Origin of the sequence: Kitasatospora fiedleri (assembly GCF_948472415.1) — a bacterium.
GTDB lineage: Bacteria > Actinomycetota > Actinomycetes > Streptomycetales > Streptomycetaceae > Kitasatospora > Kitasatospora fiedleri.
The window spans coordinates 6,160,762-6,187,314 of sequence record NZ_OX419519.1 but is presented as its reverse complement, the minus strand read 5'-3'; the positions used below and the strand labels follow the sequence as shown (position 1 = coordinate 6,187,314).

General features: G+C 75.4%; 23 protein-coding genes and 1 pseudogene. 10 read left to right on the top strand and 14 right to left on the bottom strand.

The genetic code is table 11. The features are described 5' to 3' along the window. Together QMQ26_RS27995 and QMQ26_RS27990 are read right to left on the bottom strand one after the other, a co-directional pair. The gene (locus QMQ26_RS27995) at positions 1-258 is read right to left on the bottom strand and encodes a hypothetical protein (protein ID WP_159073306.1); all 258 of its coding nucleotides are present in this window, start codon (positions 256-258) and stop codon (positions 1-3) included. 315 nt (positions 259-573) lie between these two features. Continuing rightward, positions 574-2,934 carry a hypothetical protein gene (locus tag QMQ26_RS27990; protein WP_282203131.1) on the bottom strand — a complete coding sequence of 787 codons (2,361 nt, stop codon included), beginning with the start codon at positions 2,932-2,934 and terminating at the stop codon, positions 574-576. 251 nt (positions 2,935-3,185) lie between these two features. Here QMQ26_RS27990 and QMQ26_RS27985 point away from each other — a divergent pair, with 251 nt between their 5' ends. After that, a complete protein-coding gene (locus QMQ26_RS27985; RefSeq protein ID WP_282203130.1) occupies positions 3,186-4,247 on the top strand; it encodes a sigma-70 family RNA polymerase sigma factor in 1,062 nt (353 codons plus the stop codon). Positions 4,248-4,285: 38 nt separating this feature from the next. Here the strand turns inward: QMQ26_RS27985 and QMQ26_RS27980 are convergent, their stop codons facing one another. Then, entirely contained in the window at positions 4,286-4,795 is a 510-nt protein-coding gene (locus tag QMQ26_RS27980) for an NUDIX hydrolase (protein ID WP_282203129.1), read from the bottom strand. 87 nt (positions 4,796-4,882) lie between these two features. Here QMQ26_RS27980 and QMQ26_RS37545 point away from each other — a divergent pair. Together QMQ26_RS37545 and QMQ26_RS27970 are read left to right on the top strand one after the other, a co-directional pair. Further along, positions 4,883-4,984: pseudogene (locus tag QMQ26_RS37545) on the top strand (hypothetical protein); the annotation flags it as partial. Between the two features lie 95 nt (positions 4,985-5,079). Beyond that, a complete protein-coding gene (locus QMQ26_RS27970; RefSeq protein ID WP_282203128.1) occupies positions 5,080-5,409 on the top strand; it encodes an AAA family ATPase in 330 nt (109 codons plus the stop codon). A 230-nt stretch (positions 5,410-5,639) separates the two neighbouring features. On the opposite strand, the gene QMQ26_RS27965 is transcribed toward QMQ26_RS27970, so the two are convergent. Next, complete coding sequence (locus QMQ26_RS27965) at positions 5,640-6,656, bottom strand: LLM class F420-dependent oxidoreductase (protein WP_282203127.1); 1,017 nt, start codon at positions 6,654-6,656, stop codon at positions 5,640-5,642. Between the two features lie 377 nt (positions 6,657-7,033). On the opposite strand from QMQ26_RS27965, the gene QMQ26_RS27960 reads away from it, so the two are divergent. Both QMQ26_RS27960 and QMQ26_RS27955 read left to right on the top strand, forming a co-directional pair. Then, entirely contained in the window at positions 7,034-7,969 is a 936-nt protein-coding gene (locus QMQ26_RS27960) for a helix-turn-helix domain-containing protein (RefSeq protein ID WP_282203126.1), read from the top strand. Positions 7,970-7,979: 10 nt separating this feature from the next. Beyond that, positions 7,980-9,236 carry an FUSC family protein gene (locus QMQ26_RS27955; RefSeq protein WP_100839811.1) on the top strand — a complete coding sequence of 419 codons (1,257 nt, stop codon included), beginning with the start codon at positions 7,980-7,982 and terminating at the stop codon, positions 9,234-9,236. A gap of 73 nt (positions 9,237-9,309) precedes the next feature. Here the strand turns inward: QMQ26_RS27955 and htpG are convergent, their stop codons facing one another. From htpG to QMQ26_RS27930, 5 genes are all read right to left on the bottom strand, one after another. Then, positions 9,310-11,151 carry a molecular chaperone HtpG gene (htpG, locus tag QMQ26_RS27950; protein WP_282203125.1) on the bottom strand — a complete coding sequence of 614 codons (1,842 nt, stop codon included), beginning with the start codon at positions 11,149-11,151 and terminating at the stop codon, positions 9,310-9,312. Positions 11,152-11,306: 155 nt separating this feature from the next. After that, on the bottom strand, positions 11,307-12,056 hold the full coding sequence (locus QMQ26_RS27945; protein ID WP_282203124.1) for a ribonuclease H family protein: 750 nt from the start codon (positions 12,054-12,056) through the stop codon (positions 11,307-11,309). Between the two features lie 78 nt (positions 12,057-12,134). Next, a complete protein-coding gene (locus tag QMQ26_RS27940; protein ID WP_282203123.1) occupies positions 12,135-12,782 on the bottom strand; it encodes a siderophore-interacting protein in 648 nt (215 codons plus the stop codon). 258 nt (positions 12,783-13,040) lie between these two features. After that, positions 13,041-14,678, bottom strand: a complete 1,638-nt coding sequence (locus QMQ26_RS27935) for an MFS transporter (RefSeq protein ID WP_282203122.1) — start codon at positions 14,676-14,678, stop codon at positions 13,041-13,043. Between the two features lie 29 nt (positions 14,679-14,707). Next, positions 14,708-15,604: an NAD-dependent epimerase/dehydratase family protein gene (locus QMQ26_RS27930; RefSeq protein ID WP_282203121.1), complete on the bottom strand. Its 897-nt coding sequence runs from the start codon at positions 15,602-15,604 to the stop codon at positions 14,708-14,710. Between the two features lie 228 nt (positions 15,605-15,832). Between QMQ26_RS27930 and QMQ26_RS27925 the strand changes: the two genes are divergently transcribed. Next, a complete protein-coding gene (locus QMQ26_RS27925) occupies positions 15,833-16,411 on the top strand; it encodes a TetR/AcrR family transcriptional regulator (RefSeq protein ID WP_100839817.1) in 579 nt (192 codons plus the stop codon). Between the two features lie 90 nt (positions 16,412-16,501). Here the strand turns inward: QMQ26_RS27925 and QMQ26_RS27920 are convergent, their stop codons facing one another. Further along, positions 16,502-17,821, bottom strand: a complete 1,320-nt coding sequence (locus QMQ26_RS27920) for an MFS transporter (protein WP_404814218.1) — start codon at positions 17,819-17,821, stop codon at positions 16,502-16,504. A gap of 260 nt (positions 17,822-18,081) precedes the next feature. On the opposite strand from QMQ26_RS27920, the gene QMQ26_RS27915 reads away from it, so the two are divergent. After that, a complete protein-coding gene (locus QMQ26_RS27915; protein WP_282203119.1) occupies positions 18,082-19,017 on the top strand; it encodes a helix-turn-helix domain-containing protein in 936 nt (311 codons plus the stop codon). Here QMQ26_RS27915 and QMQ26_RS27910 read toward each other — a convergent pair. Both QMQ26_RS27910 and QMQ26_RS27905 read right to left on the bottom strand, forming a co-directional pair. Then, positions 18,911-19,321: a cold-shock protein gene (locus QMQ26_RS27910; protein ID WP_100839820.1), complete on the bottom strand. Its 411-nt coding sequence runs from the start codon at positions 19,319-19,321 to the stop codon at positions 18,911-18,913. The two genes, QMQ26_RS27915 and QMQ26_RS27910, sit on opposite strands and share 107 nt — an antisense overlap. 128 nt (positions 19,322-19,449) lie before the next feature. Next, complete coding sequence (locus QMQ26_RS27905; protein ID WP_282203118.1) at positions 19,450-20,070, bottom strand: dihydrofolate reductase family protein; 621 nt, start codon at positions 20,068-20,070, stop codon at positions 19,450-19,452. Between the two features lie 227 nt (positions 20,071-20,297). Here QMQ26_RS27905 and QMQ26_RS27900 point away from each other — a divergent pair, with 227 nt between their 5' ends. From QMQ26_RS27900 to pntB, 3 genes are all read left to right on the top strand, one after another. After that, the gene (locus QMQ26_RS27900) at positions 20,298-21,137 is read left to right on the top strand and encodes a siderophore-interacting protein (protein ID WP_100839822.1); all 840 of its coding nucleotides are present in this window, start codon (positions 20,298-20,300) and stop codon (positions 21,135-21,137) included. Between the two features lie 185 nt (positions 21,138-21,322). After that, positions 21,323-22,891: a Re/Si-specific NAD(P)(+) transhydrogenase subunit alpha gene (locus tag QMQ26_RS27895; RefSeq protein WP_282203117.1), complete on the top strand. Its 1,569-nt coding sequence runs from the start codon at positions 21,323-21,325 to the stop codon at positions 22,889-22,891. A gap of 6 nt (positions 22,892-22,897) precedes the next feature. Then, positions 22,898-24,337 carry a Re/Si-specific NAD(P)(+) transhydrogenase subunit beta gene (gene pntB, locus QMQ26_RS27890; RefSeq protein ID WP_282203116.1) on the top strand — a complete coding sequence of 480 codons (1,440 nt, stop codon included), beginning with the start codon at positions 22,898-22,900 and terminating at the stop codon, positions 24,335-24,337. Between the two features lie 58 nt (positions 24,338-24,395). Here pntB and QMQ26_RS27885 read toward each other — a convergent pair whose 3' ends face one another. Then, entirely contained in the window at positions 24,396-25,067 is a 672-nt protein-coding gene (locus tag QMQ26_RS27885; protein WP_100839827.1) for a response regulator, read from the bottom strand. 118 nt (positions 25,068-25,185) lie between these two features. Continuing rightward, positions 25,186-26,496, bottom strand: coding sequence for a sensor histidine kinase (locus QMQ26_RS27880; RefSeq protein ID WP_282203115.1), 1,311 nt, complete (start codon positions 26,494-26,496; stop codon positions 25,186-25,188). Between the last annotated feature and the right edge of the window lie 57 nt (positions 26,497-26,553).

The window sequence follows — 26,553 nt, the reverse complement described above, 5'->3', positions numbered from 1 at the left end:
TCAGCCGTCCGTTCGGTGTTCGCCGCGGAAGCCCAGGCTGCGGCGCAGGTAGCCGTAGGCGTACGGGGAGCGGTGCAGGGCGGTGTCGTGGCCCTGCTCGTAGACCTCGGCGGCGGTGTCCAGGACGGCCCGGCCGAGGGCCCGTTCGGTGCGGCGGCAGAGCTTCTCCAGTTCGGCCAGCCGCTGGGCGGCGGGCAACCCGGCGAGGGCGGCGCACTCCCTCTCCACGTGGTCGGCCCCGTCTCGGTGGTCAGACATCGATTCCTCGTTTCCGGTCGGGCTCGGTCCGCGACGCGCGGTGCGTGTTCTCTGGGGGTCCAGCAGGGGATTCATCCGTTGAGGGGGAAGGAGCAGCGGCCTCGTTGACGCTGAATGCCCTTCCGGTGATCAAACTCGATCAGGAACCACCCGGAAACGGCGAATTACGCGGTCTTCGGTTGAAGATCGCGTTGATTTAGACGTCTTTCAACATCGGCCGCCGGTCACCGCTCGGACGGCGGCGCCCGGACAGCGGAGATCGGACCGCGACGCTCGGACGGCGGCGCTCGGACCGCGACGCTCGGACCGCGACGCTCAGCCGACCAGGGTGAGCGCGAGCACCGAGCCGGGCAGCGCGGCGACCACCAGCCCGTCGGGGGTGACCGCGAGGGTGCGGACGGCCGCGCCGAGCCGGAGGTCGGCGCCGCGGTGGCGCTCGCCCCAGCGGCGCAGCCGCAGCAGGCCGTCGGACCAGGCCGCGGCCAGCAGCAGCCCGCCGGGGGTGGCGGCGAGGCCGACGGCGGTGACCGGCCACGGGCGCCGGTCGACGGGGGCGGGCAGCGGCGGGCGGCCGGGCATCCAGGTCCAGACCCGGCCGTCCTCGCCGCCGCTGGCGACCAGGGTGCCACCGTCGGCCGCGGCCGCGGCCAGGGCGGTGACCGGGCCCTCGTGCAGCGGGTGTTCGGGCCGGTGGGCGGCGCCGGTGGCGGTCCCGGTGCAGGTGACCAGCCCGTCCGGGCCGCCGAACACCAGCACGCCCTCGTGCCCGGCGACGGCGGTGCACGCCGTGGGGACGGCCACCGGGGCGGCCGGGGCACCGGCCGGCGGGAGGGCCGGTGCGCCGCGGACGGTGAGCGGGCGCAGCGCGCCGGAGGCGTTCAGCAGCAGGGCGCCGCCGAACGGGGTGGCGGCCAGGGCGCGCGGGTGGGGTTCGACCAGCGGTTCGGGCGGGCCCAGCGGCCGGCCGGTGGCGGGGTCGGCCAGGTGCAGTCCGGCGCCGTCGGCGAGCAGCAGGTGTCCGGCGAGCGGGCCGGTGCCGAGGGCGGCGGCGCACGGGCCGGCGGCGGTGGCGCACGGGCCGGCGGCGGGGGCGTGCTGCCAGACGGCGCGCCAGCGGGTGTCGGCCTGCCGGGCGAGGTCGGCGCAGTGCGCGGCGGCGGCGTCGTGGCGGCCGGTGAGGTGGGCGTGCAGGACGGCGGCGCGGTCGGCGGGGCGGGCGGTGGCGGCCCGGTCGGGGGCGGCCCGGCGCCAGGCTTCGGCGAGCGGGGTGGGCGGCAGTCCGGCGTCCTCGGCGTATTGGAACGCGGCCGTGACGGCGGCGGGTTCGGCGTGCAGCAGCAGGTCGATCTCGGCGAGCATCGGGCTGCCGGGGTCGCCCGCGGAGGCGTGCCGGACCAGCAGGGCGAGGCGTTCGGGGTCGCTGGCGGCGAGGTCGGGGCCGCCGTCGGCGCGGACCGGGATGCCGCCGGCCACCGCCCACATCATCGCGGCGTGGTCGACCGGCGGGCCGTCGGCGGCGACTAGGTCGGCGAGGGCGGCGGGGCGCAGCCGCCAGCGGTCGGCGATCGGGGGCGGCGGCAGCAGGTCCGCGGCGGCGGCGACGGCGGCCGGGTCGGTGCCGGGGAGGGTGGCCCACAGGGCGGTGCCGAGCGGGCCGTCGGCGGCGGCCAGGGCGGTGAGGGCGGCGCGTTCGGGGGCGGGGACGGCCCGCCACCAGGCGGCGGCGAGCGCGGCGGCCCGGTCGGCGGGCGGCAGCGCGGGGTCGGGGGTGGCGCCGGGGGTGCGGGCGGCGAGTTGGGCGAGGCCGGGGCTGGGGTGGGTGGCGGCCGGGTCGACGGGGTGGCCGGTCAGGCCCGCGCACCAGGCGGCGTACGGGGCGGGGTCGGTCCACTGCGGCTGGTCGAGGTCGAGGACGGCGCCGGTGGGGGCGGCGGCGGCGAGCGCGTCGATGGCGGGGCCGTGGGCGGCCTCGACGATCAGCAGCAGCCAGGGGACGGACAGCAGCGGGACGAGGAGTTCGCGGGCCAGCCGTTCGGGCGTGCCGGGCAGCCGGGGGCCGCCGGCCCGGTCGAGGTCGGTGACCACGACGGTGCGCGGGACGCCGTCCTGGAGCGCTTCGAGCAGGTCGGCGGGTTCGCCGGCGGTGAGGCCGAGCAGGTCGGCGAGCCGGGCGGTGGCCGAACGGACCGTCAGCCCCTCGACGTCCAGCAGGGCGTGGACCCGGCGGCCAGGGCGCGGGTGGTCGGGCGGGCAGGCGGCGGCGAGCCAGGTCAGCAGGTGGGTGCGGCCGCTGCCGGAGGAACCGGCGATGCGGCACAGCCGGGGCGCGCGGCCGTCCTCCAGCCAGGACAGCAGGGCGCGCCCGGCGGGGCGGCGCCCGGCCCCGAGCGGGGGCAGGCCGGGCGCGGGGGCGTCGGCGGGCGCGGCCGGGGACGGGGGCAGCGGGCGGCCGTGGCGCGGGTTGGGGCGGTAGGTGCTGCCGCTGTCACCGGGGCCGCTGTCACCGGGGCCGCTGCCGGGCGGGGTGCTGCCGCGGACGGCGTGCACGGGTATCCGTCCGGCGGGGTCGAGGCCGTCGTCCAGCAGGTACTGCCAGACCGTCGACGCGCCCCGCCCCGGGGCGCCGTCCTCCGCCCGGTCCGCGAGTCGGACGCCGGTGCGGTTGTCGCTGTCCACTGGTGCCGGTCCCCCGTGCTCGTTCCCCGTCGGCCGTCCCCCTCGGCGGGTGCCCGGGCGGAGCCGGGTGTTCCCCGGTCCGTCGCGGCACCGTCACTTCCGGCCGCGCTCAGCGTACTTGAGCCGCGCGCACGGCCGTTCGAACCCGGGACGCCGCTGTGATCCGGGCCACATTCGCGGGTTTCGCGTGACATCCGGCGGGCCGGTCGGGCTCGCTGTTCCGGACACGAGCGAGAGGAAGGCCGACCGGGATGAGCGGGAGCGACGGGGGCGGGCCGGGCGGAACGGGCCCGGCGGCGACAGCGGCGACAGCGACGGAACGGGCGACGCACCAGTACGCGGAGCACCGGGAGTTGCTGTTCTCCCTGGTCTACGACCTGCTCGGCAGCATCGCCGACACCGAGGACGTCCTCCAGGACACCTGGCTGGCCTGGGCCGCCCGGACGACCCGGACCACCGGGGCCACCGGGGCCACCGGCCCGGCCGCCGAGCCGATCGAGCACCCGAAGGCGTACCTGGTGCGGATCGCGGTGAACCGGGCGCTGGCCCAGCAGGCCGCGGTCAGCCGGCGGCGCGAGACGTACGTCGGCCCGTGGCTGCCGGAACCGCTCATCGGCCCGCCGACCGGATCACCGTCGGAGTCACCGACCGAGTCGCTGACCGGATCACCGCTCGGATCACCGCTCGGATCACTGGCCGGGGCGGACGGCGCGGCCGGGGACGCGGCGCTGGCCGCCGAACGGGCCGAGGCGGTGTCGCTGGCCCTGCTGGTGGTGCTGGAGACGCTCTCCCCGCTGGAACGCGCGGCGTTCGTCCTGCACGAGGTGTTCGGGTACAGCGGCCCGGAGGTCGCCGCGATCCTGGGCCGCAGCCCGGCCGCGGTACGCCAGTTGGTGAAGCGGGCCCGCGCACACGTCCGCTCCCGCCGCCCCCGCTACGAGCCCGAACCCGGCCTGCGCCGCCAGGTCACCGAACGCTTCCTGGCCGCGGCCCTCGGCGGCGACCTGGCCGCCCTCCTCCGGCTCCTCGCCCCCGACGTCACCCTCGTCGGCGACGGCGGCGGCAAGGCCCCCGGCGGCCGTCGCCCCCTCACCGGCCGCACCAAGGTCGCCCGCCTGCTCACCGCCCTGGCCCCCAAGTCCGGCCCCGCCCTCTCCCTCACCTGGCGCGACGTCAACGGCGCCCCCGCCGCCCTCTTCTCCGCCTCCGACCGCCCGTTCGCCGTCCTGGTCCTGGACCTGCTCCCGGACAGCGACCTGATCTCCGGCATCCACGCGATCTCCAACCCCGACAAACTCCGCCTCCTCCCCTGACCCGCCCCGACCCCACCCGGCAGTTCCTTCCCCGAAGGTCAACGCCACCGGTAGCTCAGGTCGTCCATCCGGGGAAGCCTGACCGGTGGAGCGTCACCCCGCGGCAACGGACCGGCGAGCACCGGCCCGACCGCGGGGTACAGGTGGAGCCCGGCGGCCTCGGCCAGCGGAACCCAGACCACCTGGTTGGCGTCCTCGGCATCCCGCTCGGTGGCGGCGACCAGGGCACGGACCCGATCGGACACGCCCAGGACGTGGACGAGGTGGCGACGACGGAAGAGCCCGCCACCACCGGGCCTGCTGGTCTCCTGCTCCTGCACCCACCGCAACCGCGGCGCGGCGGACAGACCGGCGATGTCGGGCCCCAGCTCCTCCCCCAACTCACGGGCCAGGCCCGCCGCGACGCCCTCCCCCGGGTCGAGGAGCCCGCCGGGCAGCGAGTACTGCTCACCCTCCGCACGCCGACGGCGGATCAGACAGAGTTCGCCGCGGTTGAGGAGAACGACACAGACCCGGACGGGAACGACCGGATCGGCGCTGCCGGCCATCGGGCTCCTTCCGGGCAGTGGAGCGCGGGCCTCCCCGTCCGGCCGAGCGAGCGCGGACGGCCGCGTGCCGGGAAGGAGAATGAGGGTGTGAACGATACCCAGTCCGCCACACCTACGGTGTTCCTGCTGGTGGGGCTCACCGGCGCGGGAAAGACGACGTACGCCCAGCGCGTACTGGCCCCCACGGGTGCGGTGCGACTGTCGGTGGACGAGCTGCTGCACGCCCGGCACGGCCGGTACGGCGTGGACTACCCGAGCACCGGTACTTCGAGCTGGAGGCACCGGTGGTCGCGGAAGTCCGTGCGCGCCTGGCCGAGTTGGTCGCCGCCGGTCGGAACGTGGTGCTCGACCACGGGCTGTGGCTGCGGAAGGACCGGGAGGAGTGGAAGCGGCTGGTCGTCGCGGCGGGCGGGCGGTGGCGGCTGCTGTACTTCCCGGTGCCCGAGGACGAGTTGCTGCGACGGTTGGAGGAGCGCAACCGCCGTGAGGACGCCAACGCGCTGACCGTGACGGTCGGTGCGTTGGCCGACTTCCACGAGCGGTTCGACGTCCCCGAGGGCGAGGACGAGGAGACCGTCGAGCATCGGCCTCCGCCCGGACGACGCCAGCGGTGATGCCCAACGGGGGTAGGTCCGGAGTTCGTCGGAGTCGGCGAGCAGGTGCCGGCCGTCCCCGGCCCGGCGGGGGCATCGCCACGAGATCGACCACCTCGACGGCCTGCTCCACACCGACCGCATGCGCTCCGGCGTCCGCCCCGTCCCGCCGAGGAGTACCGGGGTACCGGTTCCGCCTGGACGTACTGACCGCTCGCGTTCGGTGGGGCCCGGCGGGCTGGCGGAGGTGGTCAGCGGGCGGCCGGGCCGAGGCGGGCGAGGGTGTCGAGGAAGTGGGGGTGGTGGGCGGGTGTCTCGGGGGGCGGGGAGACGTAGAGCTGGATGGCGGTGACGCCGGGCTGTCGGTAGCGGAGGATCTGTTCGTGGCACTGTTCCGGGGAGCCGTGCAGGAAGAGGGCGTCGACCAGTTCGTCGGGCAGGGCGCGTTGGGCGCCCGCGTGGTCGCCGTCGGCCCAGCGGCGGTGCGTCTCGGCGAGCAGGTCGCCGTTGCCGAGCCACTGGTGGAACTTGCGGTAGGGCTCGCGGTTGAGAATCCAGGCGAGGAAGGGCCGGGCGGCGCGGCGCGCGTACGCGGTGTCCTCGGTGGGGCAGACGAACACCTTGACCACGAGTTCCTTGCCGGGCGGCTGCGGGCCGACGGCGTCCAGCACCCTGGGCAGGTCGCGGGCGCGCAGCAGGTTGGTGATGGCGCCGTCGCCCTCGGCGAAGGCCAGCCGGAGCATGCCGGGGCGCAGCGCGCCGAGGATGACCTTGACGGGGGCGGCGGGCGGGTGGGGCAGGCGGTAGCCGGCGATGGAGAAGGTGTCGAAGTCGCCGGCGACGTGTTCGCCGCGCAGGGCGGCGGTGAGGAAGCGCAGCACGTCGCGGGTGCGCTTGAAGGGCTCGTCGAACGGGATGCCGTTGATGTCGGTGACGTGCGCGGGCACCGACGCCCCGATGCCCAGCAGGACGCGTCCGGGGGCGAGTTGGGCGAGGGTGGCGGCGGTCTGGGCGAGAACGGCGGGCCCGCGGGTGTGGACCGGGACGACGCCGGTGGCGATCCGCAGGCGCGGGGACCAGGCGGCGGTGGCGGCCAGCGGGGTGAAGGCGTCGGTGCCGCCGCCCTCGGCGCTCCAGACGTCGCCGTAGCCGAGGTCGGGGAGCCGTTCGACCAGGAAGCGGTGCCGGTCGATGGTCAGGCCGGGCAGCGGCAGGGTGATGCCCCAGGCGGGCTGGTGGGCGGTGGCGGTGGTCGCGGTGGCGGTCACGGGGCGGGTCCTCCGGTTCGGACGGCGGCGCCGTCGGGCGGTGAGGGCGGCCGGGGCGGCCGGGGCGGTCGGGGCCACCGGGCGCGGTGAGGGCCGTCGGGGCTGTTCGGACGAGGTTCGCGGACGGTGGGCGGGGCAGCCAGGCAGGCGTTCGTACTGGTACCGGTGGTCATAGGACCGGCGGGAGGTGAGGAGTCCGTTGCGGGGAGCGGAACCGGCCCCCGGCCCGGCCCGGCCTAGCCTGGGAGCGGCGTACCGGCATACCGGCGTACTGACATGCCGATGTACTGACGTACCGGCATGTCGACGTACCCGCCCGCCGACGCACCGGGCGGGCCGCCGCACCGGAGAACCGTCCGCGACGAGGAGCGAGCACCGTGTCCACCCCCGCCACCGGCCAGGAACTCGGCGCGTTCCTGCGCGCCCACCGCGCCCTGCTACAGCCCGCCGACGTCGGACTCGCCGCCACCGGCAGGCGGCGCACCCCGGGGCTGCGCCGCGAGGAGGTCGCCTCGCTGTCCGGCGTCGGCCTCGCCTGGTACACCTGGCTCGAACAGGGCCGGGTCAGCGCCTCCCGGCAGGTGCTGGAGGCGGTGGGGCGGGCGCTGCGCCTGGACGCGGCGGGTCTGCGGCACGCGATGCGGCTGGCCGGCCACCACGAGCCCGTCCCCGTCGACACCGACCGCGCCGCCGCCGGGCGGCTCGCCGGGACGGTCCGCCCGGTGCTCGACTCCTGGCCCGCCAGCCCCGCCGTCCTGGTCGACCGGCACTTCGACCTGCTGGCCTGGAACGCGGCCTGGGCCGCGCTCTGGGGCGCCCCCGAGGCCGTCCCGGCCGACCGCCGCAACCTGATGTGGCTGATGGCCGTCGACCGGCGGCTGCGCGGCGTCCTGCCCGATTGGGAGCCGCTCGCCATGAACGTCTTCCAGCACTTCCGGGCCCAGGCCGGCCCGGCCCTCGCCGACCCGCGCACCGACCAGGTCTACCGCCGCCTGGAGGCCGACGCCCCCGAGCTGCGCCACTGGTGGGGCTGCCACTCGGTCGCCGAACTCACCGCCCGCACCGTCCTGGTGGAGCCCCCGGCGTCGGCCCCGTCCGCCTCACCCTCAGCTCCTTCCACCCCGTCGACGACCCGTCCGCGCTGGTCCTGCTGTTCACCCCGGCCACCGCCGCCGACACCGCCCGGATGGGCGACCTGGCCGCCCGCCCGCCGCGCCCGCCGGCCTGAGTACCAGCAGCCCCACCGGCCCCACTGTCCCCATCAGCCCCTTTTGTGCGGGTCGCGGCGGTGTGCACGGCCACCAGGGGGATAGAAGGGACTCCATGCGCTTTGTTCCGGAGTCGGTGGCCGCGGTGGTGCGCCGCGGTGCCAGGGATGCGTTCGTCGTGCAGACGGTGCGGGCCACCGTCGCGGCGACGCTGTCGTACGTGGTGGCGACCTGGCTGAGCAGGGAACCGGTGCCGCTGACCGCGCCGCTGACGGCGCTGCTGGTGGTGCAGGTGACGGTCTACTCGACGCTGACCACCAGCATCCGGCGGGTCAACTCGGTGGTGGTCGGGGTGCTGATCGCGATCGGGTTCTCGGCCGTGGTGGGGCTGTCCTGGTGGAGCCTGGGGCTGATCATCATGGCCTCGCTGGTGGTGGGACGGTTCGTCCGGGTCGACGAGTTCGTCCAGGAGGTCGCGATCAGCGCGATGCTGATCCTGGGCGTCTCGCAGGTCACCACGCAGGCGTGGGACCGGGTGCTGGAGACGGTGATCGGCGCGACCGTCGGCCTGGTGTTCAACCTGGTGATAGCGCCACCGGTCTGGGTCGACAAGGCCGGCGAGTCGATCGAGGACCTGGCCCGCCGGGCCCGCCACCTGCTGCTCGGCCTGTCCGAGGAGCTGGGCCGCCCCGTCCCGGTCGAGCGGGCCGCCGAACGGCTGCACGAGGCCCGGCAGCTGGACCAGGCGATCGCCGAGGTCGACGGGGCGCTGCGGCAGGCCGAGGACAGCCTGCGGCTGAACCCGCGGATCAGCGAGGGCCTGCTGTCCCGGCTGGTGCTGCGCACCGGGCTGGACACGCTGGAGATCTGCGTGGTCGTCATCCGGGTGATCGCCCGTTCGCTGACCGACCTGGCCAAGCGCCGCGCCCCGGGCGAACGGCTCTTCCCGGCGGACGTCGCGGTGGCCCTGGAGGAGCTGTTCGAACACGTCGGCGGGGCGCTGGTGAGCTTCGCGGTGCTGGTCACCACCCAGGTCAGCCGCAACGCCGAGGAGGCCGAGCAGCGGCTGGCCGCCGAACTCGCCGCCGCCTGGTCCGTCCGGGAGAACGTCGCCCAACTGCTGCTGCGCCGCGTCCAGGAGAGCCCCGAGGCGTGGCAGCTGCACGGCTCCCTGCTCGCCGAGGTCGACCGCATCCTGGACGAGCTCGACCTCGAACACCGCGGCCGCCGCCTGATGGAGGAACTCGACCGCGCCTCCGTCGCCAACCGCGACCGCTTCTCCCGCTTCGCGGGCCTGCGCCGCCTCGCCCGCGGCGAACGCTTCCGCCCCCGCCGCCCCCGCCGCCGACGCCGCCAGGAGGAGACCGCCTGAACGGCGTCGGCACCGGCGGGGGCGGCACCGGCGGCGTCGGCACCGGCGGGGACGGCGCGGTGCGGCGCGGCGGTCAGACCGTCCGGGTGAGGCGGTCGGCGAGCAGCTTGGCGAACCGGGCGGGGTCGGCGAGGTCGCCGCCCTCGGCCAGCAGGGCGGTGCCGTAGAGGAGTTCGGCGGTCTCGGGGAGGGCCGGGTCCTCGGGGCGCTCCTCGTGGGCGGTGCGCAGGGCGGCGACCAGGGGGTGGTCGGGGTTGAGTTCGAGGATGCGGCGGGCGGGCGGGACGTCCTGGCCCATGGCCCGGTACATCTTCTCCAGGGTGGGGGTGAGCCCGTCGGCGTCGCTGACCAGGCAGGCGGGCGAGTTGGTGAGGCGGGTGGTGAGGCGGACGTCCTTGACGTCGGCGAGCGTCTCGCCGAGCCAGCCGAGCAGCGGCGCGTAGGAGCCGGTGCGCTCCTCGGGGACGTCCTCGGCGGGGAGGTCGACGGCGCCGCGGGCGACCGAGCTGAACTCCTTGCCCTCGTGGTCGGGGACGCCCTCGATCCAGATCTCGTCCACCGGGTCGGTGAGCAGCAGGACCTCGTAGCCCTGGGCCCGGAACGCCTCCAGGTGCGGGGAGTTCTCGACCTGGGCGCGGCTCTCGCCGGTCATGTAGTAGATCCTGTCCTGGCCGTCCTTCATCCGGGCCAGGTAGTCGGCGAGCGTGGTGGGCTCCTCGCCGGCGGTGCTCGGGAAGGAGGCGACGTCGAGGATGGCCTTGCGGTCCTCGGCCGGGTCGAGCAGGCCCTCCTTGACGGCGGGGCCGAACTCGCGCCAGAACGTGCGGTACTTGTCGGCGTCGGCCGTCATCATCTCCTTGACGGTGGCCATCACCTTCTTGGCCAGCCGGCGCCGGATCAGCTGGATGTGCCGGTCCTGCTGGAGGATCTCGCGGGAGATGTTGAGCGAGAGGTCGGCGGCGTCCACCACGCCCTTGACGAAGCGCAGGTGGTCGGGGAGCAGCTCGCGGCTGTCCTCCATGATGAACACCCGCTTCACGTAGAGCTGGACGCCGTGGCGGCCGTCGCGCTGGAACAGATCGTGCGGGCGGCGGGCCGGGATGAACAGCAGTGCCTCGTACTCGAAGGTGCCCTCGGCCCGCATCCGGATCGTCTCCAGCGGGTCGGTCCAGTCGTGCGCGACGTGCCGGTAGAACTCCCGGTACTCCTCGTCCGCGACCTCGGCGCGCGGCCGGGCCCAGAGCGCCTTCATCGAGTTGAGGGTCTGCTCGGTGCCGTCCGGTCCGGTGGTGCGGATCGGGAAGGCGATGAAGTCGGAGTAGCGCTTGACGATCCGCCGGACGGTCGACGGGTCGGTGTAGTCGTGCAGGCCGTCCTCGCCGTCCTCGGGGCGCAGGTGGACGGTGACCGAGGTGCCCTCGGGGGCGTCCTCGACGGTCTCGATGGTGTAGGTGCCCTCGCCGGCCGACTCCCAGCGGGTGCCGGTGGGCTCGCCGGCCTTGCGGGTCAGCAGGGTGACCCGGTCGGCGACCATGAAGGTGGAGTAGAAGCCGACGCCGAACTGGCCGATCAGCTCGGCCGGTTCCTTGCTCTCGCGCAGGCGGCGCAGTGTCTCGGCGGTGCCGGAGCGGGCGATGGTGCCGATCAGCGCGACGACCTCGTCGCGGGTCATGCCGATGCCGTTGTCGCGGACGGTCAGGGTGCGGGCATCCGGGTCGGTGTCGACGGCGATGTGCAGGTCGTCGGCGCGCAGCCGCTCCTCGGTGAGGCCGGCCAGGCGCCGCTTGTCCAGGGCGTCCGACGCGTTGGAGATCAGCTCGCGCAGGAAGACGTCCTTGTTCGAGTAGATCGAGTGGACCATCAGCTGCAGCAGTTGCCGCGCCTCGGCCTGGAACTCCAGCGTCTCGGTGCTCATGGGGTCCTTTTCGCTCGGGTGACAGTGCGGGTACGGGAGCACGCGCTCCGTGGCAATCTGACACACCGGCGGCGGCGCGGACAAACGCCGTTGACAGACCGGGCCGGCCCGGGCAGGAGGCGCCCGTTCCGGCCCGGTCCGGGCGGGTCCTCCGGTCAGACGTGGGCGGCGGCGCACTCCGGGTGGCCCCAGCTGCCGCCGACCTTGGTGATCTTCTCGCCCTTGCCGTAGGGGCGCCCGCACGGGCACCGGCCGGGGAACTTCGCGGCCAGCGTCCGACCGCCGCCGCCACCGCCGCCGCCGCCGCTGGAAATGCGCCGGGCCGCACCGCCGTTCGAGGCTGCGGACGCCGAGCCGGACGAAGCGGACGATCCGGACGGGGCGGCGCGGCGGGCGCGCGGGGCGGGGGCGGTCACCGGGTCGGGCACCGGCAGGTCGGCGGCGGTGCCGGCGGCGGCCTGCTGGGTGCGGGCGGCGTCGCTGGCGGCCTTGTCGGCGATGGCGTTCAGCGGGTCGCCGTCCATCTGGTGGGCGGGCACGTAGACGAAGGCGACGTCCCGGCCGGTGAGCAGCGCGTCGATCCGCTGGATCAGTTCCTGGTTGGCGACGGGCTTGCCCGCGGCGGTCTTCCAGCCGTTGCGCTTCCAGCCGTGCAGCCACTTGGTGACCGCGTCCCGGGTGTAGGTGCTGTCCAGCCGGACCTCCAGCGGCAGCGCCGGGTCGGTGGCCTCCAGCAGGCGTTGCAGGGCGGTCAACTCCCCGACGTTGTTGGTGTTGCGGCCCAGCGGACCGGCCTCCCAGCGCTGCGGGGCGCCGTTCCCGTCGGCGACCACGAAGGCCCACCCGGCGGGCCCGGGGTTGCCCTTGGCCGCTCCGTCGCAGGCGGCGATGACTCGTTCAACCATCCCCCGATCATGCCAGCCCCCGCGCACGTCCCCGCCCACGTGCCCAGCCAGGTGCCCGGCCGCCCGTCCGGTCGCCCGCTACTCCAGGCCGGTGCGGCCGGGCGTCCAGAAGGGCTTGGTGAGGACGTCGCGCCGGTCCCAGCCCCGCTCGCGCACCAGGTGGTCGCGGATGAGCTGGATGGTCCCGGCCTCGCCCGCCAGGTAGGCGGTGCCGGGCGCGGCCGGCAGGTCGAGCGCCGCGACCGCCGCGACGAGTTCGGCCGAGCGGGCCGCGGACCGCCCGTCGCGCCGGACCCACCGGACGCCCGGGATGGGCAGTTGGTCGTCCTCGGTGTCGACCTCGACCACGGCGTGCGTCTCGGCCCCGGGCCCCAGCGCGGCCAGCATCGGGCCGAACGCGGCGGAGGCGGTCTCCTCCCCGGCGAACAGGTGGTACGAGGAGGGGCGGGTGACGAACCTGCCCTCCGGCTTGCCGAGGTGCACCCGGTCGCCGGGCCGCGCGGTGCGGCCCCACGCGGCGCCGGGGCCCCCGCCGTGGTCGAGCACCCGCAGTTCGAGCCGCTCGCCGCGGTGGGCCCAGACCGAGTAGGTGCGCAGGGTGCCGACCAGCCGGTCGACCAGCGGGTTCGCCGCGCCGACCTGGACGCGCACCTGCTGCCCGGGCAGGGCGGTCAGGTCCGCGAGCCGCGGCCCTTCGAGGGTGAGGGCGCGCCAGCGCCTGCCCAACGGCTCGTTGGCGGCGACGGTGGCGGGAGCAGGAAGGCGTCGAGCAGGCGGCGTGGCATGGGGGTCCTTCTCCGGGCGGACGTACGGGCGGGCAAGCGCTCACGGGTGCAGGAACGCAAGAGCGCAGACGTGCAGACATGCAGACGTGCAGACGTGCAGACGTGCAGACGTGCAGGCGTGCAGACGTGCAGACGTGCAGACGTGCAAGGGTGCAGGCACGCAAGAGTGCAGGCGTACAGGCGGGTCATCGTACGGACGTCAGGGCGCGGCGGTGTCCGCGCCCGCGGGCTTGCGGGCGGCCCGGCGGGCGGCGAGGACGACGACGGCTCCGGCGGCCAGGGTGACCGCGCCCGCGACGTGCAGGGCGCTGCCCGCCCCGGTGACGAACGCGTCGACCACGGCGGGCCGTTCGGCCGGTGCCGCGGCCAGGGCGGCGGGGACGGAGTGCTGTCCGTGCGCGGCGGCGGGCAGGGCGGCGGTGAAGGCGGCGGTGAGGACGGTGCCGACGACGGCGACGCCGAGGGCGCTGCCCAGTTCGCGGGTGGCGGACTGGAGCCCGCCCGCGACGCCCGCCCGGTGCGGCGGCAGCGCCGAGGTCAGTTCGACAGTCAGGACCGGCATCGCGAGGGCGAAGCCGACGCCGACCACCACCAGCCAGAGCGCGTAGACGGGGTAGGGGGCGTGCGCGGCCGAGGCCAGCCCGAACAGGCCGCCGCCGATGCACGGGAAGGCGATCAGCAGGGTGGCCGCGAAGCCGATCCGCTTCGCCAGCGCGGGCACGAACCGGGCCACCACCACGATCGGCAGCGCGACCGGCAGCACCCCGAAACCGGTCTGCACCAGGGAGAAGCCGCGGCCGTACTGGAGCAGCGAGGCGTTCAGGTAGAACAGGCCGAAGCTGCCGAAGAACATCACGAACATGCCCAGGCTCGCCGCGCTCAGCATCGGAATCCGGAACAGCCGCGGGTCGAGCAGCGGGTGCGCGGCGCGGAGCCCGGCCAGCACCCAGGCCGCCCAGAGCAGGGCGCTGACCGCGAAGGCGCCGACCACCAGCGGGCTCCCCCAGCCGGAGCCGGGGCCCTCGATGATGCCGACCAGCAGGGCGACGGTGGCGAGCACGAGCAGGACGGTGCCGACCGGGTCGAGCGAGCGGGGGCTGCGCCCGCTGCGGCGGACGGCGAGCGCCACGCCCAGGGCGCAGGCCAGGGCGAGCGGGACGACGGCCCAGAACAGCAGCCGCCAGGAGCCGGACGACAGCAGCGCGCCGCCGCCGAGGTTGCCGACCAGGCCGCCCAGCCCGGTGACCGCGCCCCACAGCGCCAGGGCGTGGCCGCGCCGCTGCGGGCGGGTGGCGTGGACCAGCACGCCGACGCTGTTGGGCAGGACGAGCGCGGCCCCGACCCCGCTGACCACCCGGCCCGCGAGCATGACGCCGATGTTCGGCGCCGACGCGGTGAGCGCGGCCCCGGCGGCGAAGGTGAGCAGCCCGGCGAGCAGGGTGCCCTTGCGGCCGAACCGGTCGCCCGCCGCGCCGCCGGGGATGACCAGGCAGGCGAAGACCAGGACGTAGGCGTCGACGATCCACAGCAGTTGCGCGGAGCTGGGGTGCAGCGGCCCGGCGGCCAGCATCGGCACGGCCAGGTTGATCGCCGCCACCAGGCCGACCACCAGCACGCTGCAGACCGAGACGCAGGCCAGCACGAGCGTCTCGGCGCGCCGCACGCCCGCGGGGGCGACCGGTTCGGGGACGGCCGGTCCGGGGGCGGCCGGTTCGGGGACGGCCGGTCCGGGGGCGGCCGGTTCGGGGACGGGAGGTGTCACGCGGGCGGGAGGTGTCACGCGGGCGGGTGTCGCGGTGCCGGGGGAGGCGGCGCGGTCGGGGGGTGTCGCGGTCATGGGCTTCTCGTTCACGGGAGCGGGCCGGGTCAGTCGGTGGTGTAGGCGCCGGCGAGGATGTCGCCGAGCAGCGTCGGGCCGGTGGGCTGCCAGGAGAGCAGCTCGCGGGTCAGCTCGCTGGAGCCGGTCAGGGTCTGTCCGAAGAAGTGGCCGACGACGCCGAAGTGCTCCGCGGCGTCCGCGGGGTCGACGGCGACCACGGGCAGGTCGAGGGCCGTGCCGAGCGCCGCGGCGATCGCCTTGGTGGTGACGGCCTGTTCGGCGACGGCGTGCAGGCGGGTGCCGGCCGGGGCGTGTTCCAGGCCGAGGCGGATGAGCCGGGCCGCGTCCGTGACGTGGACGGCGGACCACTCGCTGCTGCCGTCCCCGAGGTAGCCGCTGACGCCGTGCTTGCGGGCGGCGGCGGTGAGCCAGTTGACGAAGCCCCAGTCGCCGCGTCCGTGCACGCTCGGGGCGAAGCGGACCGCGACCGGGCGGATGCCGCGCGCGGCGGCCTCCAGGGTGAGGTTCTCCGAGCCGCCGCGGTCGGCGCCGGGGCCGACCTCGGGCGAGGGGTCGGTCTCCAGCGCCGGGCGGCCGGTGACGAGGCCGGAGAGGCCGTTGGCGATCACGAACGGCTTCCCGGAGCCTTCGAGGCCGTCCAGGATCGCCTCCACGGCGGCCCGCTCCGCGCGGTCGGTGCCCGCCGGGTCGGCCCAGTCGTGCTTGTTGGCCAGGTGCACCACCGCGTCGGCGGCGCTCGCGCCGGCCCGGAAGGAGTCGGGGTGGTCGAGGTCGCCCCGGTGGACCCGGGCGCCCTTGGCCGCCAGCGCGGCCGCGGCCCGGTCGGAGCGGGCGAGCCCGAGGACCTGGTGGCCGGCGGCGAGCAGTTCGTCCACGGTGGCCGAGCCGATCCAGCCGGTGGAACCCGTCACGAAGACGCGCATCGCGCGGTCTCCTCTCTGCCCGGTCGGGCACGGTGCCGGCGTCGCCGACAATTACTGTTCACGATGCACCGAAACTAACAGATCCGGTGCACGGTGTCCATTAATAGGCGGACGCCGCGGCGGCCCCGACCCCCAACCGGGCGGCCGGGCAAGGCTTTTGCCGCATTTGTGGACATTCTGTCCCGTCACATACGATGGCCGGACCACAGGTCCGGGAGAGGAGGCGACATGGTCGGCGAACACGGCAAGGTCGGTCGTCCGCGCAGCGAGCAGGCCCGGGCGGCCGTCCTGCACGCCGTCGACGACCTGGTGGTCGAGCTGGGCTACGGCGCGGTCACCCTCAAGGGCATCGCCGAGCGCGCGGGCGTCTCCCGCCAGACCGTCTACCGCTGGTGGTCGACCAAGGCCGAGATCCTGCTGGAGGCCAGCGCGATCGACGCCCGCCAGGAGCTGGACGTCCCCCCGCACGAGGACCCCGCCGCCGACCTCGCCGCCTACCTCGGGGCCCTGGTCGCCTTCCTGACCACCTCCGACGCGGGCGCCGCCTACCGGGCCCTGGTCGGCGAGGCCCAGCACGACACGGCCGTCCGCGACCTGCTGCGCGGCACCGACCCGATCGGCGCCAGCGCGGCGGCCGTCATCGACCGCGCCCTGCCCGGCGACGCCCTGGCCGTCCCGATGCCGCAGGCCACCGCGCTGCTGGTCGGGCCGGTCTTCTTCTGGGTCCTCAGCGGCCGCGAGCCGGACGCCCTGGACGCGGACGCGCTGGCCGCCGACTTCCTCCGGCTGGCCGCCGCCCGCCGCTGAGCCCCCGTCCGACCGGGACGGGGGGCGGGACGGGAGCGGGACGGAGGCGGGGGCCGGGACGGGGCCGGTGCCGGGGCGTGCCGGCCGGCGTCAGCCCTCGCGGGGCCGGAGGAAGGCGGTGGCCAGGCCGGTGGCCAGGACCAGGGCGGCGTTCACCAGGACGGCGAGGGCGATGCCGTCCAGGACGGCGGGGACGGACGGGGCGTCGCCGGCCCGGGCGGCGACGATCGCGCTCATCACCGGGGTGCCCAGGGTGATGCCGATCTGCTGGGTCATGGTGGCCAGGCCGGTGGCCAGGCCCTGCTCGTGGTCGGGCAGGCCGGAGGTGGCGGTGACCATGAAGCCGACGATGACGAACATGTTGCCCACGCCGCCGACGAAGGTCGCCGCCAGCAGCAGCCAGAGCGAGGACTGGCCCGGGCCGAGCAGCAGCAGGGCGGCGGTGGCCCCGGCCTGCACCAGGCCGCCGACCACCAGGGTGGCGCGGGTGCCCGTGGCGGCGATCAGGCGGGCGGCGGTGGCGCCGCCGAGCACCGTGCCCAGGCCCAGGAAGCCGAAGGACAGGCCCGCCGCGAGCGCGGAGAAGTCCAGCACCTCCTGGAGGTAGAGGGTCAGCAGGAAGACCAGCGAGGTCTCGGTGAGGAAGGCGATCAGCCCGGCCAGGTTGCCCCAGACCACGCTGCGGCGACGCAGGACCGCCACCGGCACCAGCGGCGCCGGGGCGCGCCGTTCCACGGCGTGGAAGACCAGCAGCAGGGCGGCGCCCAGGCCGAGCGCGCCCAGCGCGAGCGGGTCGCCCCAGCCGGCCAGCCCCGCCCGGGTCAGGCCGTACACCAGGGAGAGCAGGCCGAGGGTGACCGAGAGCGCGCCGGGCAGGTCGAGCCTCGGGCGGGCGTCCGGGCGGCTCTCCCGGATCACGCCGGGCGCGACCAGCAGCACCCCGAGCGCCACCGGCACGTTGACGAAGAACGCCCAGCGCCAGGACAGCAGGTCGGTGAGCACCCCGCCGAGGACCGCGCCGGCGGTGAACCCGGCCGACATCAGCGCGCCGTTGAGGCCCAGCGCCCGGTCGCGCAGCGGCCCCTCCGGGAAGGAGGTGGTCAGCAGCGCCAGCCCGGCCGGGGTGACCGCCGCGGTGGCCAGGCCCTGGGCGACCCGGGCGGCGATCAGCACCGCCGGTCCGGTGGCCAGGCCGCCGGCCAGCGAGGACGCCCCGAGCAGGGCCAGCCCGAGCAGGAACAGCCGCCGTCGGCCGAACAGGTCGGCGACCCGGCCGAACAGCAGGGTGAACCCGGCGGCGGAGAGCGCGAACGCCGTCCCGATCCACTGGAGGTCGCCCAGCGGGAAGCCGAGGCCCGCGCCGATCGCCGGGAGGGCCACGTTCAGGATGGAGAAGTCCACCGCCAGCATGAACTGGGCGACCAGCAGGACCACCAGGACGATGCGCTGACGGCTCGTCAATCCACTTGCACCGCTCGCCTGTTGCGGTTGTTCGACTGTTCCGGTCGCTTCGGCCGTCGCCATGGCGGGCCTCCCTCTCGTCGGGTTCGGCGTGACGGGAAGGAGCCTGCACCGGACCGGACGGCCCACCCAGGGCCCTGCGGAAGGTAGCACCCGCGGGGATACCCTGCGGCGGCCACCGGAGCGCCCGGCCCGGGCAGACTGGGGGCATGGAGACATCGACCGCCCTCGGGGAGTTCCTGCGCAACCGGCGCGCCCGCCTGCGTCCCGAGGACGCGGGGCTGACCCCCTACCCCAACCGGCGCCGGGTGCCCGGGCTGCGCCGCGAGGAACTCGCCCTGCTCGCCGGGGTCAGCGTCACCTACTACACCCGGCTCGAACAGGGCCACAGCGCCAACGCCTCCGACGGCGTCCTGGACGCGCTCGCCCGCGCCCTGCGGCTGACCGGCGACGAACGCGCCCACCTGTACGACCTGGCCCGCCCCGCCCGGGCCGGGCGCACCCCGCAGGACCGGCCCGCCAAGGTCCGACCCGCCACCAGGCACCTGATCGACGCGATGCCGCAGGTGCCCGCCGTCGTGCTGGACCGGGGCAACGACGTGCTGGCCTGGAACGCCCTCGGCCACGCCCTGCTGGCCGGCCACCTCGACCCGACCGGCCCCGAGCGGCCCGCCGACCGCCCCAACCTCACCCGGCTGCTGTTCCTCGACCCGCACACCCGCGAACTGCACGCCCGCTGGGAGGAGGACGCCAAGGTCGCCGTGGCGGCGCTCCGGCTCGCCGTCGGCCGCCACCCGCAGGACCGGCGACTGGCCCACCTGGTCGGCCAACTCGCCATCCAGAGCCCGGAGTTCGCCGCGCTGTGGGCCCGCCACCCGGTCCGCGACTGCGCGGTGGGCAGCAAGTCCTTCCGGCACCCGCTGGTCGGCCCGATGGAGCTGCACTTCGAGAGCCTGCCGCTCTCCGACGGCACCACCCACCGCGTCCTGCTCTACGGTGCCGCCCCCGACAGCCCGTCCGCCGCCGCCCTCGCCCTGCTCAGCCGATCCAGCCGTGACTCTTGGCCAACTGGAGCATCGCCGAGCGGACCTGGAGGATCTGGGTGCCCGTCAGCGACGGGGCGTACTCCAGCAGCGCCTCGGTGACGTCGTCCAGGTAGTCGTCGGAGGCGAGCTGCTCGTCGTCGTCCACGGGCGCGCGCACCACGCGTTCGGCGACCGGCGCGCCGGGGGCCTTCAGCTCGGCACCGGGGGCGAGCTGGACGGAGGACGCCTTCGGGCCGCGGTCGCCCTCCTCGACCTCGAAGACCACCGCCAGGCCCGTCCGGATGTACGACTCGGGGATCAGCAGGTCGTTGACGTGCAGGAAGACGTCCTCCCCGCCCTGATCCGGAGCGATGAACCCGTAACCCCGCGAACCGTCGAACCGCACCACGCGACCGGCAACCATGCCAACCCCCAAGACACCTTTTGGGCCCCATGCCCGAAACCTGGGCCCGAGGATAGCCCCGGGACGGCGGCGAGGCGAACCCGCCGTTCGAAAACCGCCGGGTGCCGGCCGCCGTCCGCCGCCCGGACTCAGTCCTCCCGGGGCGCGCTCATGTCGCCGGTGGCGGGGACGCCCTCGGCCAGCCCGTAGCGCAGCAGCACGGTGCCGCGGGGGCCGGCGGCGGGCGGCTCCAGCAGGGTGACGTTGGTGGGGACGGCTCCCCCGGCGAAGACCTGCTTGCCGGTGCCGAGGATGACCGGGTGGACCCACAGGTCCAGGCGGTCGTACAGCTTCTCCCGGAGCAGGGTCTGCACCAGGTCCAGGCTGCCGACCACCGTCACCTGCTGGTGCCGCTCGCGCAGGCCGCGCACCGCGGCGGGCAGGTCCGGCCCGAGCAGTTCGGACCCGGCCCAGGTCAGCTCGGGCTCGCCGCGGGAGGCGACGTACTTGGGGATGCTGTTGAAGAGGTTGGCGAACGGGTTGTCCCCGGCCTTCGGCCAGTAGGCGGCGAAGATGTCGTAGGTGCGGCGGCCGAGCAGCAGGGCGTCCGTGCCCGCGTAGGCGGCGTCGACCTGGGCACCGGAGACGTCGTCCACCAGCGGGGCCTGCCAGCCGCCGAAGGGGAAGTCGACCGGGTCCTCGTCGGGCCCGCCGGGCGCCTGGCCGACGAGGTCGAGGGTGGTGAACAGCTCGATGTGGATGAAGCCCATGACGTGCTCCCCTGGGGGTCGGTCGGTGGTCCGGTCACGAGGTCGGACGGATCGGGGCGGGCGAACTCATCGGTCTACCGGCCGCCGGTCCGCACACCTCGATGATCCGGCCCCGGAGCCGGTCCGCGCAGCCCCGGGCGGCCGGGGCGGCGGGCCCGTGGCGCAGACTGGTCCCGCACCGCCCGAGCCGGCCGGCCGAGCGGTCCGTCCAGCCGAGGAGCCGTCCCATGGCAGAGCGTCCGCCCCGCAAGCCCCGCACGCCGCACACCGCGCAGGTCGTCCGCACCGAGCGGCTCACCCCCCACATGCAGCGGGTGGTGCTCGGCGGCGACGGGCTGGCCGCGTTCGACGCGGGCACGTACACCGACCACTACGTGAAGGTGCTGTTCGACGCGCCGGGGGCGGCCTACCCGGAGCCGTACGACCTGGAGCTGATCCGGGCCGAGTTCCCGCGCGAGCAGTGGCCGACCACCCGGACGTACACCGTGCGCGCCTGGGACGCCGGGCGGCGCGAGCTGACCCTGGACTTCGTGGTGCACGGCGACCAGGGCCTGGCCGGGCCGTGGGCGGTGCGGGCCCGGCCCGGCGACACCGTGCGGCTGCTCGGCCCCGGCGGCGGCTACGCGCCCGACCCGGCCGCCGACTGGCACCTGCTGGCGGGCGACGAGAGCGCGCTGCCCGCGATCGCCGCCGCCCTGGAGGCGCTGCCCGCCGACGCCCTGGTGCACGCCTTCGTCGAGGTCTCCGGGCCCGAGGACGAGCAGCCGGTCGACACCGCCGCGAAGGTGGTCTGGCTGCACCGCGGGGACCGGCCGGTCGGCGAGGCGCTGGTCGGGGCGGTCCGCGCGCTGGAGTTCCCGGCGGGCCGGGTGCAGGCGTTCGTGCACGGCGAGGCCGGGTTCGTGAAGGAGCTGCGGGCGCTGCTGCGGGTGGAGCTCGGCGTGCCGCGCGAGGACCTGTCGGTCTCCGGGTACTGGCGCCTGGGCCACGACGAGGACGGCTGGCAGGCGTCCAAGCGGGAGTGGAACGCCGGCGTCGAGGCCGAGCAGGAGGCCCCCGCGTCCTGAGCGCCGACCGTCCCCCGGGGGCGGGGTGTAGTCCGGTCGGTGGGAGTTGTGGTGACACATTTCACCGTTCGCCCGGTTCTGCCGGAGGGGGTCGGGAGTCTAGGTTCCTGCGACCAAGGGGAAGTACTCCCCTTCGAGCGCGGAACACGTCCGGCACCACCTCCTCCGACGAGAGAGAACGAGCGATGTCTGGAAACGACTCCTCCGCACGCCCGCCCCAACGGGTCGGCGTGGTCGCCGAGTCCGTGCCCGGGGAGACCCGGGTCGCGGCGACCCCGGCCACGGTGCGCGGACTGCTGGGCCTGGGCTACGAGGTGGTCGTCGAGTCGGGGGCCGGCGCGGCCTCCGGGTTCGACGACGCGGCGTACGAGGCGGCGGGCGCCGCCGTCGGGGACGCCTGGGCGGCCGAGGTGGTGCTGAAGGTGAACGCGCCGTCGGAGGCCGAGGTCGGGCGGCTGCGCGAAGGGGCCGTGCTGGTGGGGCTGTTGGCCCCGGCGCAGCGGCCGGAGCTGCTGGCGGCGCTGGCGGCGCGCGGGGTGACGGCGCTGTCGCTGGACGCGGTGCCGCGGATCTCCCGGGCGCAGTCGATGGACGTGCTCAGCTCGATGGCCAACATCGCCGGGTACCGGGCGGTGATCGAGGCCGCGCACGCCTTCGGCCGGTTCTTCACCGGGCAGGTCACCGCGGCGGGCAAGGTGCCGCCGGCGAAGGTGCTGGTGGCGGGCGCGGGCGTGGCCGGGCTGGCCGCGATCGGGGCCGCGTCCAGCCTCGGGGCGATCGTCCGGGCCACCGACCCGCGTCCCGAAGTCGCCGACCAGGTGCGGTCGTTGGGCGGTGAGTACCTGGCGGTGGAGGCGGTCCAGGAGGCGAGCGCCGACGGGTACGCGAAGGCCACCTCGGCGGACTACGACCGGGCCGCGGCCGCGCTGTACCGGGCGCAGGCCGCGGACGTGGACATCGTGGTCACCACGGCGCTGATCCCCGGCCGGCCCGCGCCGCGGCTGCTGACCGCCGAGGACGTGGCGGCGATGAAGCCCGGCAGCGTGGTGGTCGACATGGCCGCCGCGCAGGGCGGCAACGTGGCGGGCACGGTGCCGGGGCGGACGGTGGTCACCGACAACGGGGTGACCCTGATCGGCTACACCGACCTGGCGTCCCGGCTGCCAGCGCAGGCCTCGCAGCTGTTCGGCACCAACCTGGTCAACCTGCTGAAGCTGCTCACCCCGGGCAAGGACGGGCGGCTGGCGATCGACTTCGAGGACGTGGTGCAGCGCGCGGTGACGGTCGTCCGGGAGGGCGAGACCACCTGGCCGCCCCCGCCGGTGGCGGTCTCGGCCGCGCCCGCCGCGCCCGCCGTTTCTCCGGCCGCCGCTCCCCCGGCCGCCGTCGGGGCGGGGCCCGCCCGGGTCGCGCCCGCCGTCCGGTTCGGCCTGATCGGTCTCGGGATGCTCGCGCTGTTCCTGCTGATCGCCTTCGCCCCGGCCCAACTGGCGGAGAACTTCACGGTGTTCGCGCTGGCCGTGGTGATCGGCTACTACGTGATCGGTAAGGTCCACCACGCCCTGCACACGCCGCTGATGTCGGTGACCAACGCGATCTCCGGGATCGTGGTGATCGGCGCGCTGCTGCAGATCGGGCACGAGAGCGCCCTGGTGACCGTGCTGTCCGCGGTGGCGATCCTGCTGACCAGCGTGAACGTCTTCGGCGGTTTCGCCGTCACCCGCCGCATGCTGAGCATGTTCTCGAAAGGCTGAGCCGAGATGACGTCCCTCACCGCCGCGCACGCCGCGGACCTGGTCGCCGCCCTGCTGTTCATCCTGAGCCTGGCCGGGCTCTCCCAGCACCGCACCTCGCGGGCCGGGGTGGTCTACGGCATCGCCGGCATGGCCCTGGCGCTGGTCGCCACGGTCGTGGTCGCCTCCCGCAGCATCAGCGCGGGCGCGGTCGCGCTGATCCTGGTCGCGATGGCGCTGGGCGCCGCGATCGGCCTCTGGCGGGCCCGCCGGGTCGAGATGACCCAGATGCCGGAGCTGATCGCCGTCCTGCACAGCTTCGTCGGCCTGGCCGCCGTGCTGGTCGGCTGGAACAGCTACCTGGAGGTGGAGCGGCACGGCGCCGCGCAGACCGCGGTGGCCGCCGACCTGCTGACGATCCACCACGCCGAGGTGTTCATCGGCATCTTCATCGGCGCGGTCACCTTCACCGGCTCGATCGTCGCCTACCTGAAGCTCTCCGCGAAGATCGCCTCCCGCCCGCTGGTGCTGCCCGGCAAGAACGCCCTCAACCTGGGCGCGCTGGGCGCGTTCCTCGCCCTGACCGTCTGGTTCACCGCCTCCCCCGGCCTCGGCCTGATGGTCGCCGTGACGGTGCTGGCCCTGCTGCTGGGCTGGCACCTGGTGGCCTCGATCGGCGGCGGCGACATGCCGGTCGTGGTCTCGATGCTCAACAGCTACTCGGGCTGGGCGGCCGCCGCCGCGGGCTTCCTGCTCGACAACGACCTGCTGATCGTGACCGGCGCGCTGGTCGGCTCCTCCGGCGCCTACCTCTCGTACATCATGTGCCGGGCGATGAACCGCTCCTTCCTGTCCGTCATCGCGGGCGGCTTCGGCATCGAGGCCCCCTCCGGCGGCGACGCCGAGCAGGGCGAGCACCAGGAGATCCGGGCCCGGGAGGCCGCCGAACTGCTGGCCGCCGCCAAGTCCGTGATCATCACCCCCGGCTACGGCATGGCCGTCGCCCAGGCCCAGCACCCCGTCGCCGACCTCACCCGCCGGCTGCGCGAGCGGGGCGTCGAGGTCCGCTTCGGCGTCCACCCGGTGGCCGGCCGGCTGCCCGGCCACATGAACGTGCTGCTCGCCGAGGCCAAGGTCCCCTACGACGTCGTGCTGGAGATGGACGAGATCAACGAGGACTTCGCGGACACCTCGGTCGTCCTGGTGATCGGCGCCAACGACACCGTCAACCCCGCCGCCCTCGACGACCCCGCCAGCCCGATCGCCGGCATGCCCGTCCTCAAGGTCTGGGAGGCCGACCGGGTCGTCGTCTTCAAGCGCTCGATGGCCTCCGGCTACGCGGGCGTCCAGAACCCGCTGTTCTTCCGCGACAACACCGCCATGCTCTTCGGCGACGCCAAGCAGAGCGTCGAGCAGATCCTCCAGGCCCTCGACACCACCGACCCGGCCCTCACCGCCCAGCGCTGAACCCGCGCCCGCTGACCGCGTCCCGCCGGTCGCGCCTCGCCGCTCACGCCCCCGCCGGTCACGCCCCGCCCGGGCGGACCAGGCCGGTCTCGTAGGCGATGACGACCAGTTGGGCGCGGTCGCGGGCGCCGAGCTTGGTCATCGCGCGGTTGACGTGGGTCTTGGCGGTGAGCGGGGTGACGAACAGCCGCTCGGCGATGTCGTCGTTGGACAGGCCGGCCGCGACCAGGGCGACCACCTCCTGCTCGCGGGCGGTGAGCACGTCCAGCCGGGGCAGCGCGGCCCGCCGCCCCGGGTCGGGCTGGGCGAGGAAGCGGCCGATCAGGGCCTTGGTGGCGGCCGGGGAGAGCAGGGCGTCCCCGGCCGCGACGACCCGGATGGCGTCCAGCAGCTCCTCCGGGTCGATGCCCTTGCCGAGGAAGCCGCTGGCCCCGGCGCGCAGCGCCTCGGCGACGTACTCGTCGCTCTCGAAGGTGGTCAGGACCAGCACCTTGACGCCCGCCAGGTCCTCGTCGGCGGTGATCAGCCTGGTCGCGGCGAGGCCGTCCAGGTCGGGCATCCGGATGTCCATCAGGACCAGGTCGGCGCGCAGGGTGCGGGCCAGCGCGACGGCCTCCCGGCCGGTGCCGGCCTCGCCGACCACCTCCAGGTCGGGGGCGGAGTCGATCAGCAGGCGGAAGGTGCCGCGCAGCAGGGCCTGGTCGTCGGCGAGCAGGACGCGGACGGTCATGGTCGGCGGCTCCTTCGGGTGGTCTTCGGTGCGGTTCGCGCGGTTCCCGCGGTTCGCGCGGTTCCCGCGGTCGTCGGCACCGGGCCGTGGTCCGCCGGACCCCCGTCCGCCGGGCGGCTCACGGTCGGCCGGCCTTGCGGGCGGGGCCGGCGGGCAGCGGCAGTTCGGCGTGGACCCGGAAGCCCCGGCCGGGGCGCGGTCCGGCGCTGAGGGTGCCGCCGACGGCGCGGGCGCGCTCGTACATGCCGATCATGCCGTGGCCGGTGCCGGTGCCGTCGGGCGCCCCGCCGCCGTCGGCCCGGCCGTCGTCCTCGACGGTGAGCCGCAGCGTGTCGGGGCCGAAGTCGAGGCGGACGCGCGCGGTGGTGGGCCCGGCGTGCTTGTGGGTGTTGGTGAGCGCTTCCTGGATGATCCGGTAGGCCGTCAGGTCGAGGATCGGCGGCAGGCCCGCGGAGGCGTCGCCGCGCCCGGCAGCGCCGTCGGGTCCGTCAGCGCCGTCGCGTGCGGGGGCGCCGTCGGGTCCGGCGACGTCGTCGGGTCCGTCGGCGTCGTCGCGTTCCAGGGTGACGTCCAGGCCGGAGTGCCGGAAGGCGTCCAGCAGGTCGTCGAGCCCGGCCAGGCCGGGGGCGGGCTCGCGCGGCGCGGCCGGCTCGCCGCTGTGGCGCAGCAGGCCGACGGTGGCGCGCAGTTCGTCGAGGGCGGCGCGGCTGGTGTCGCGGATGCGTTCCAGGGCCTGGTAGGCGTGGTCGGGGTCGGTGCGCATCAGGTGGTGGGCGACGCCGGCCTGGGCGTTGACCAGGGTGATGTGGTGGGCGACCACGTCGTGCAGTTCGCGGGCGATCCGCATCCGTTCCTCGGTGACCCGGCGGCGGGCCTCCTCCTCGCGGGTGCGTTCGGCGCGTTCGGCGCGCTCGACGGCGGAGGCGAGCAGTTCGCGGCGGCTGCGGACCGCGTCGCCGCTGGCCACCGAGAGGAACGGCCAGGCGATCAGGCCGAGGTTCTGCGGGATCTCCTCCAGGCCGGGGCGGACGATCAGCGCGGTGAGGGTGAGCGCGGCGGCGGCGCAGCAGCCGGTACGCCAGGCGGTGGGCCGGTCGGTGCGGGTGGCGACCGCGTACAGGGCGACGCCGACGGCGAACATCGAGATCCCGAGGGCCTCCGGGCGCGGGCCGGGCGAGAACGGGATCAGCACCAGCTCGACCACGCCGATCAGCACCGTCGCGGCGGCCACCGGCACCGGCCACCGGCTGCGGGCCAGCAGCGGCAGGCAGGACAGCAGCAGGAACAGCAGGTAGCCGGTGATCGAGGCGTCGCGGTGGTACGCGGTGGCGGCGGTGATCGGCGTGGCGAGCACGAAGCAGGCCAGTGCCACCGCCACGTCGGTGCGTCCCGGCCGTCCGCCGCACCACCGTCTGACCGTCTGCGTCATTCGCACTCCTTCACCGTACGCAGCGGGGCCCGGCCGGTGGCACTGACCGGCCGGGCC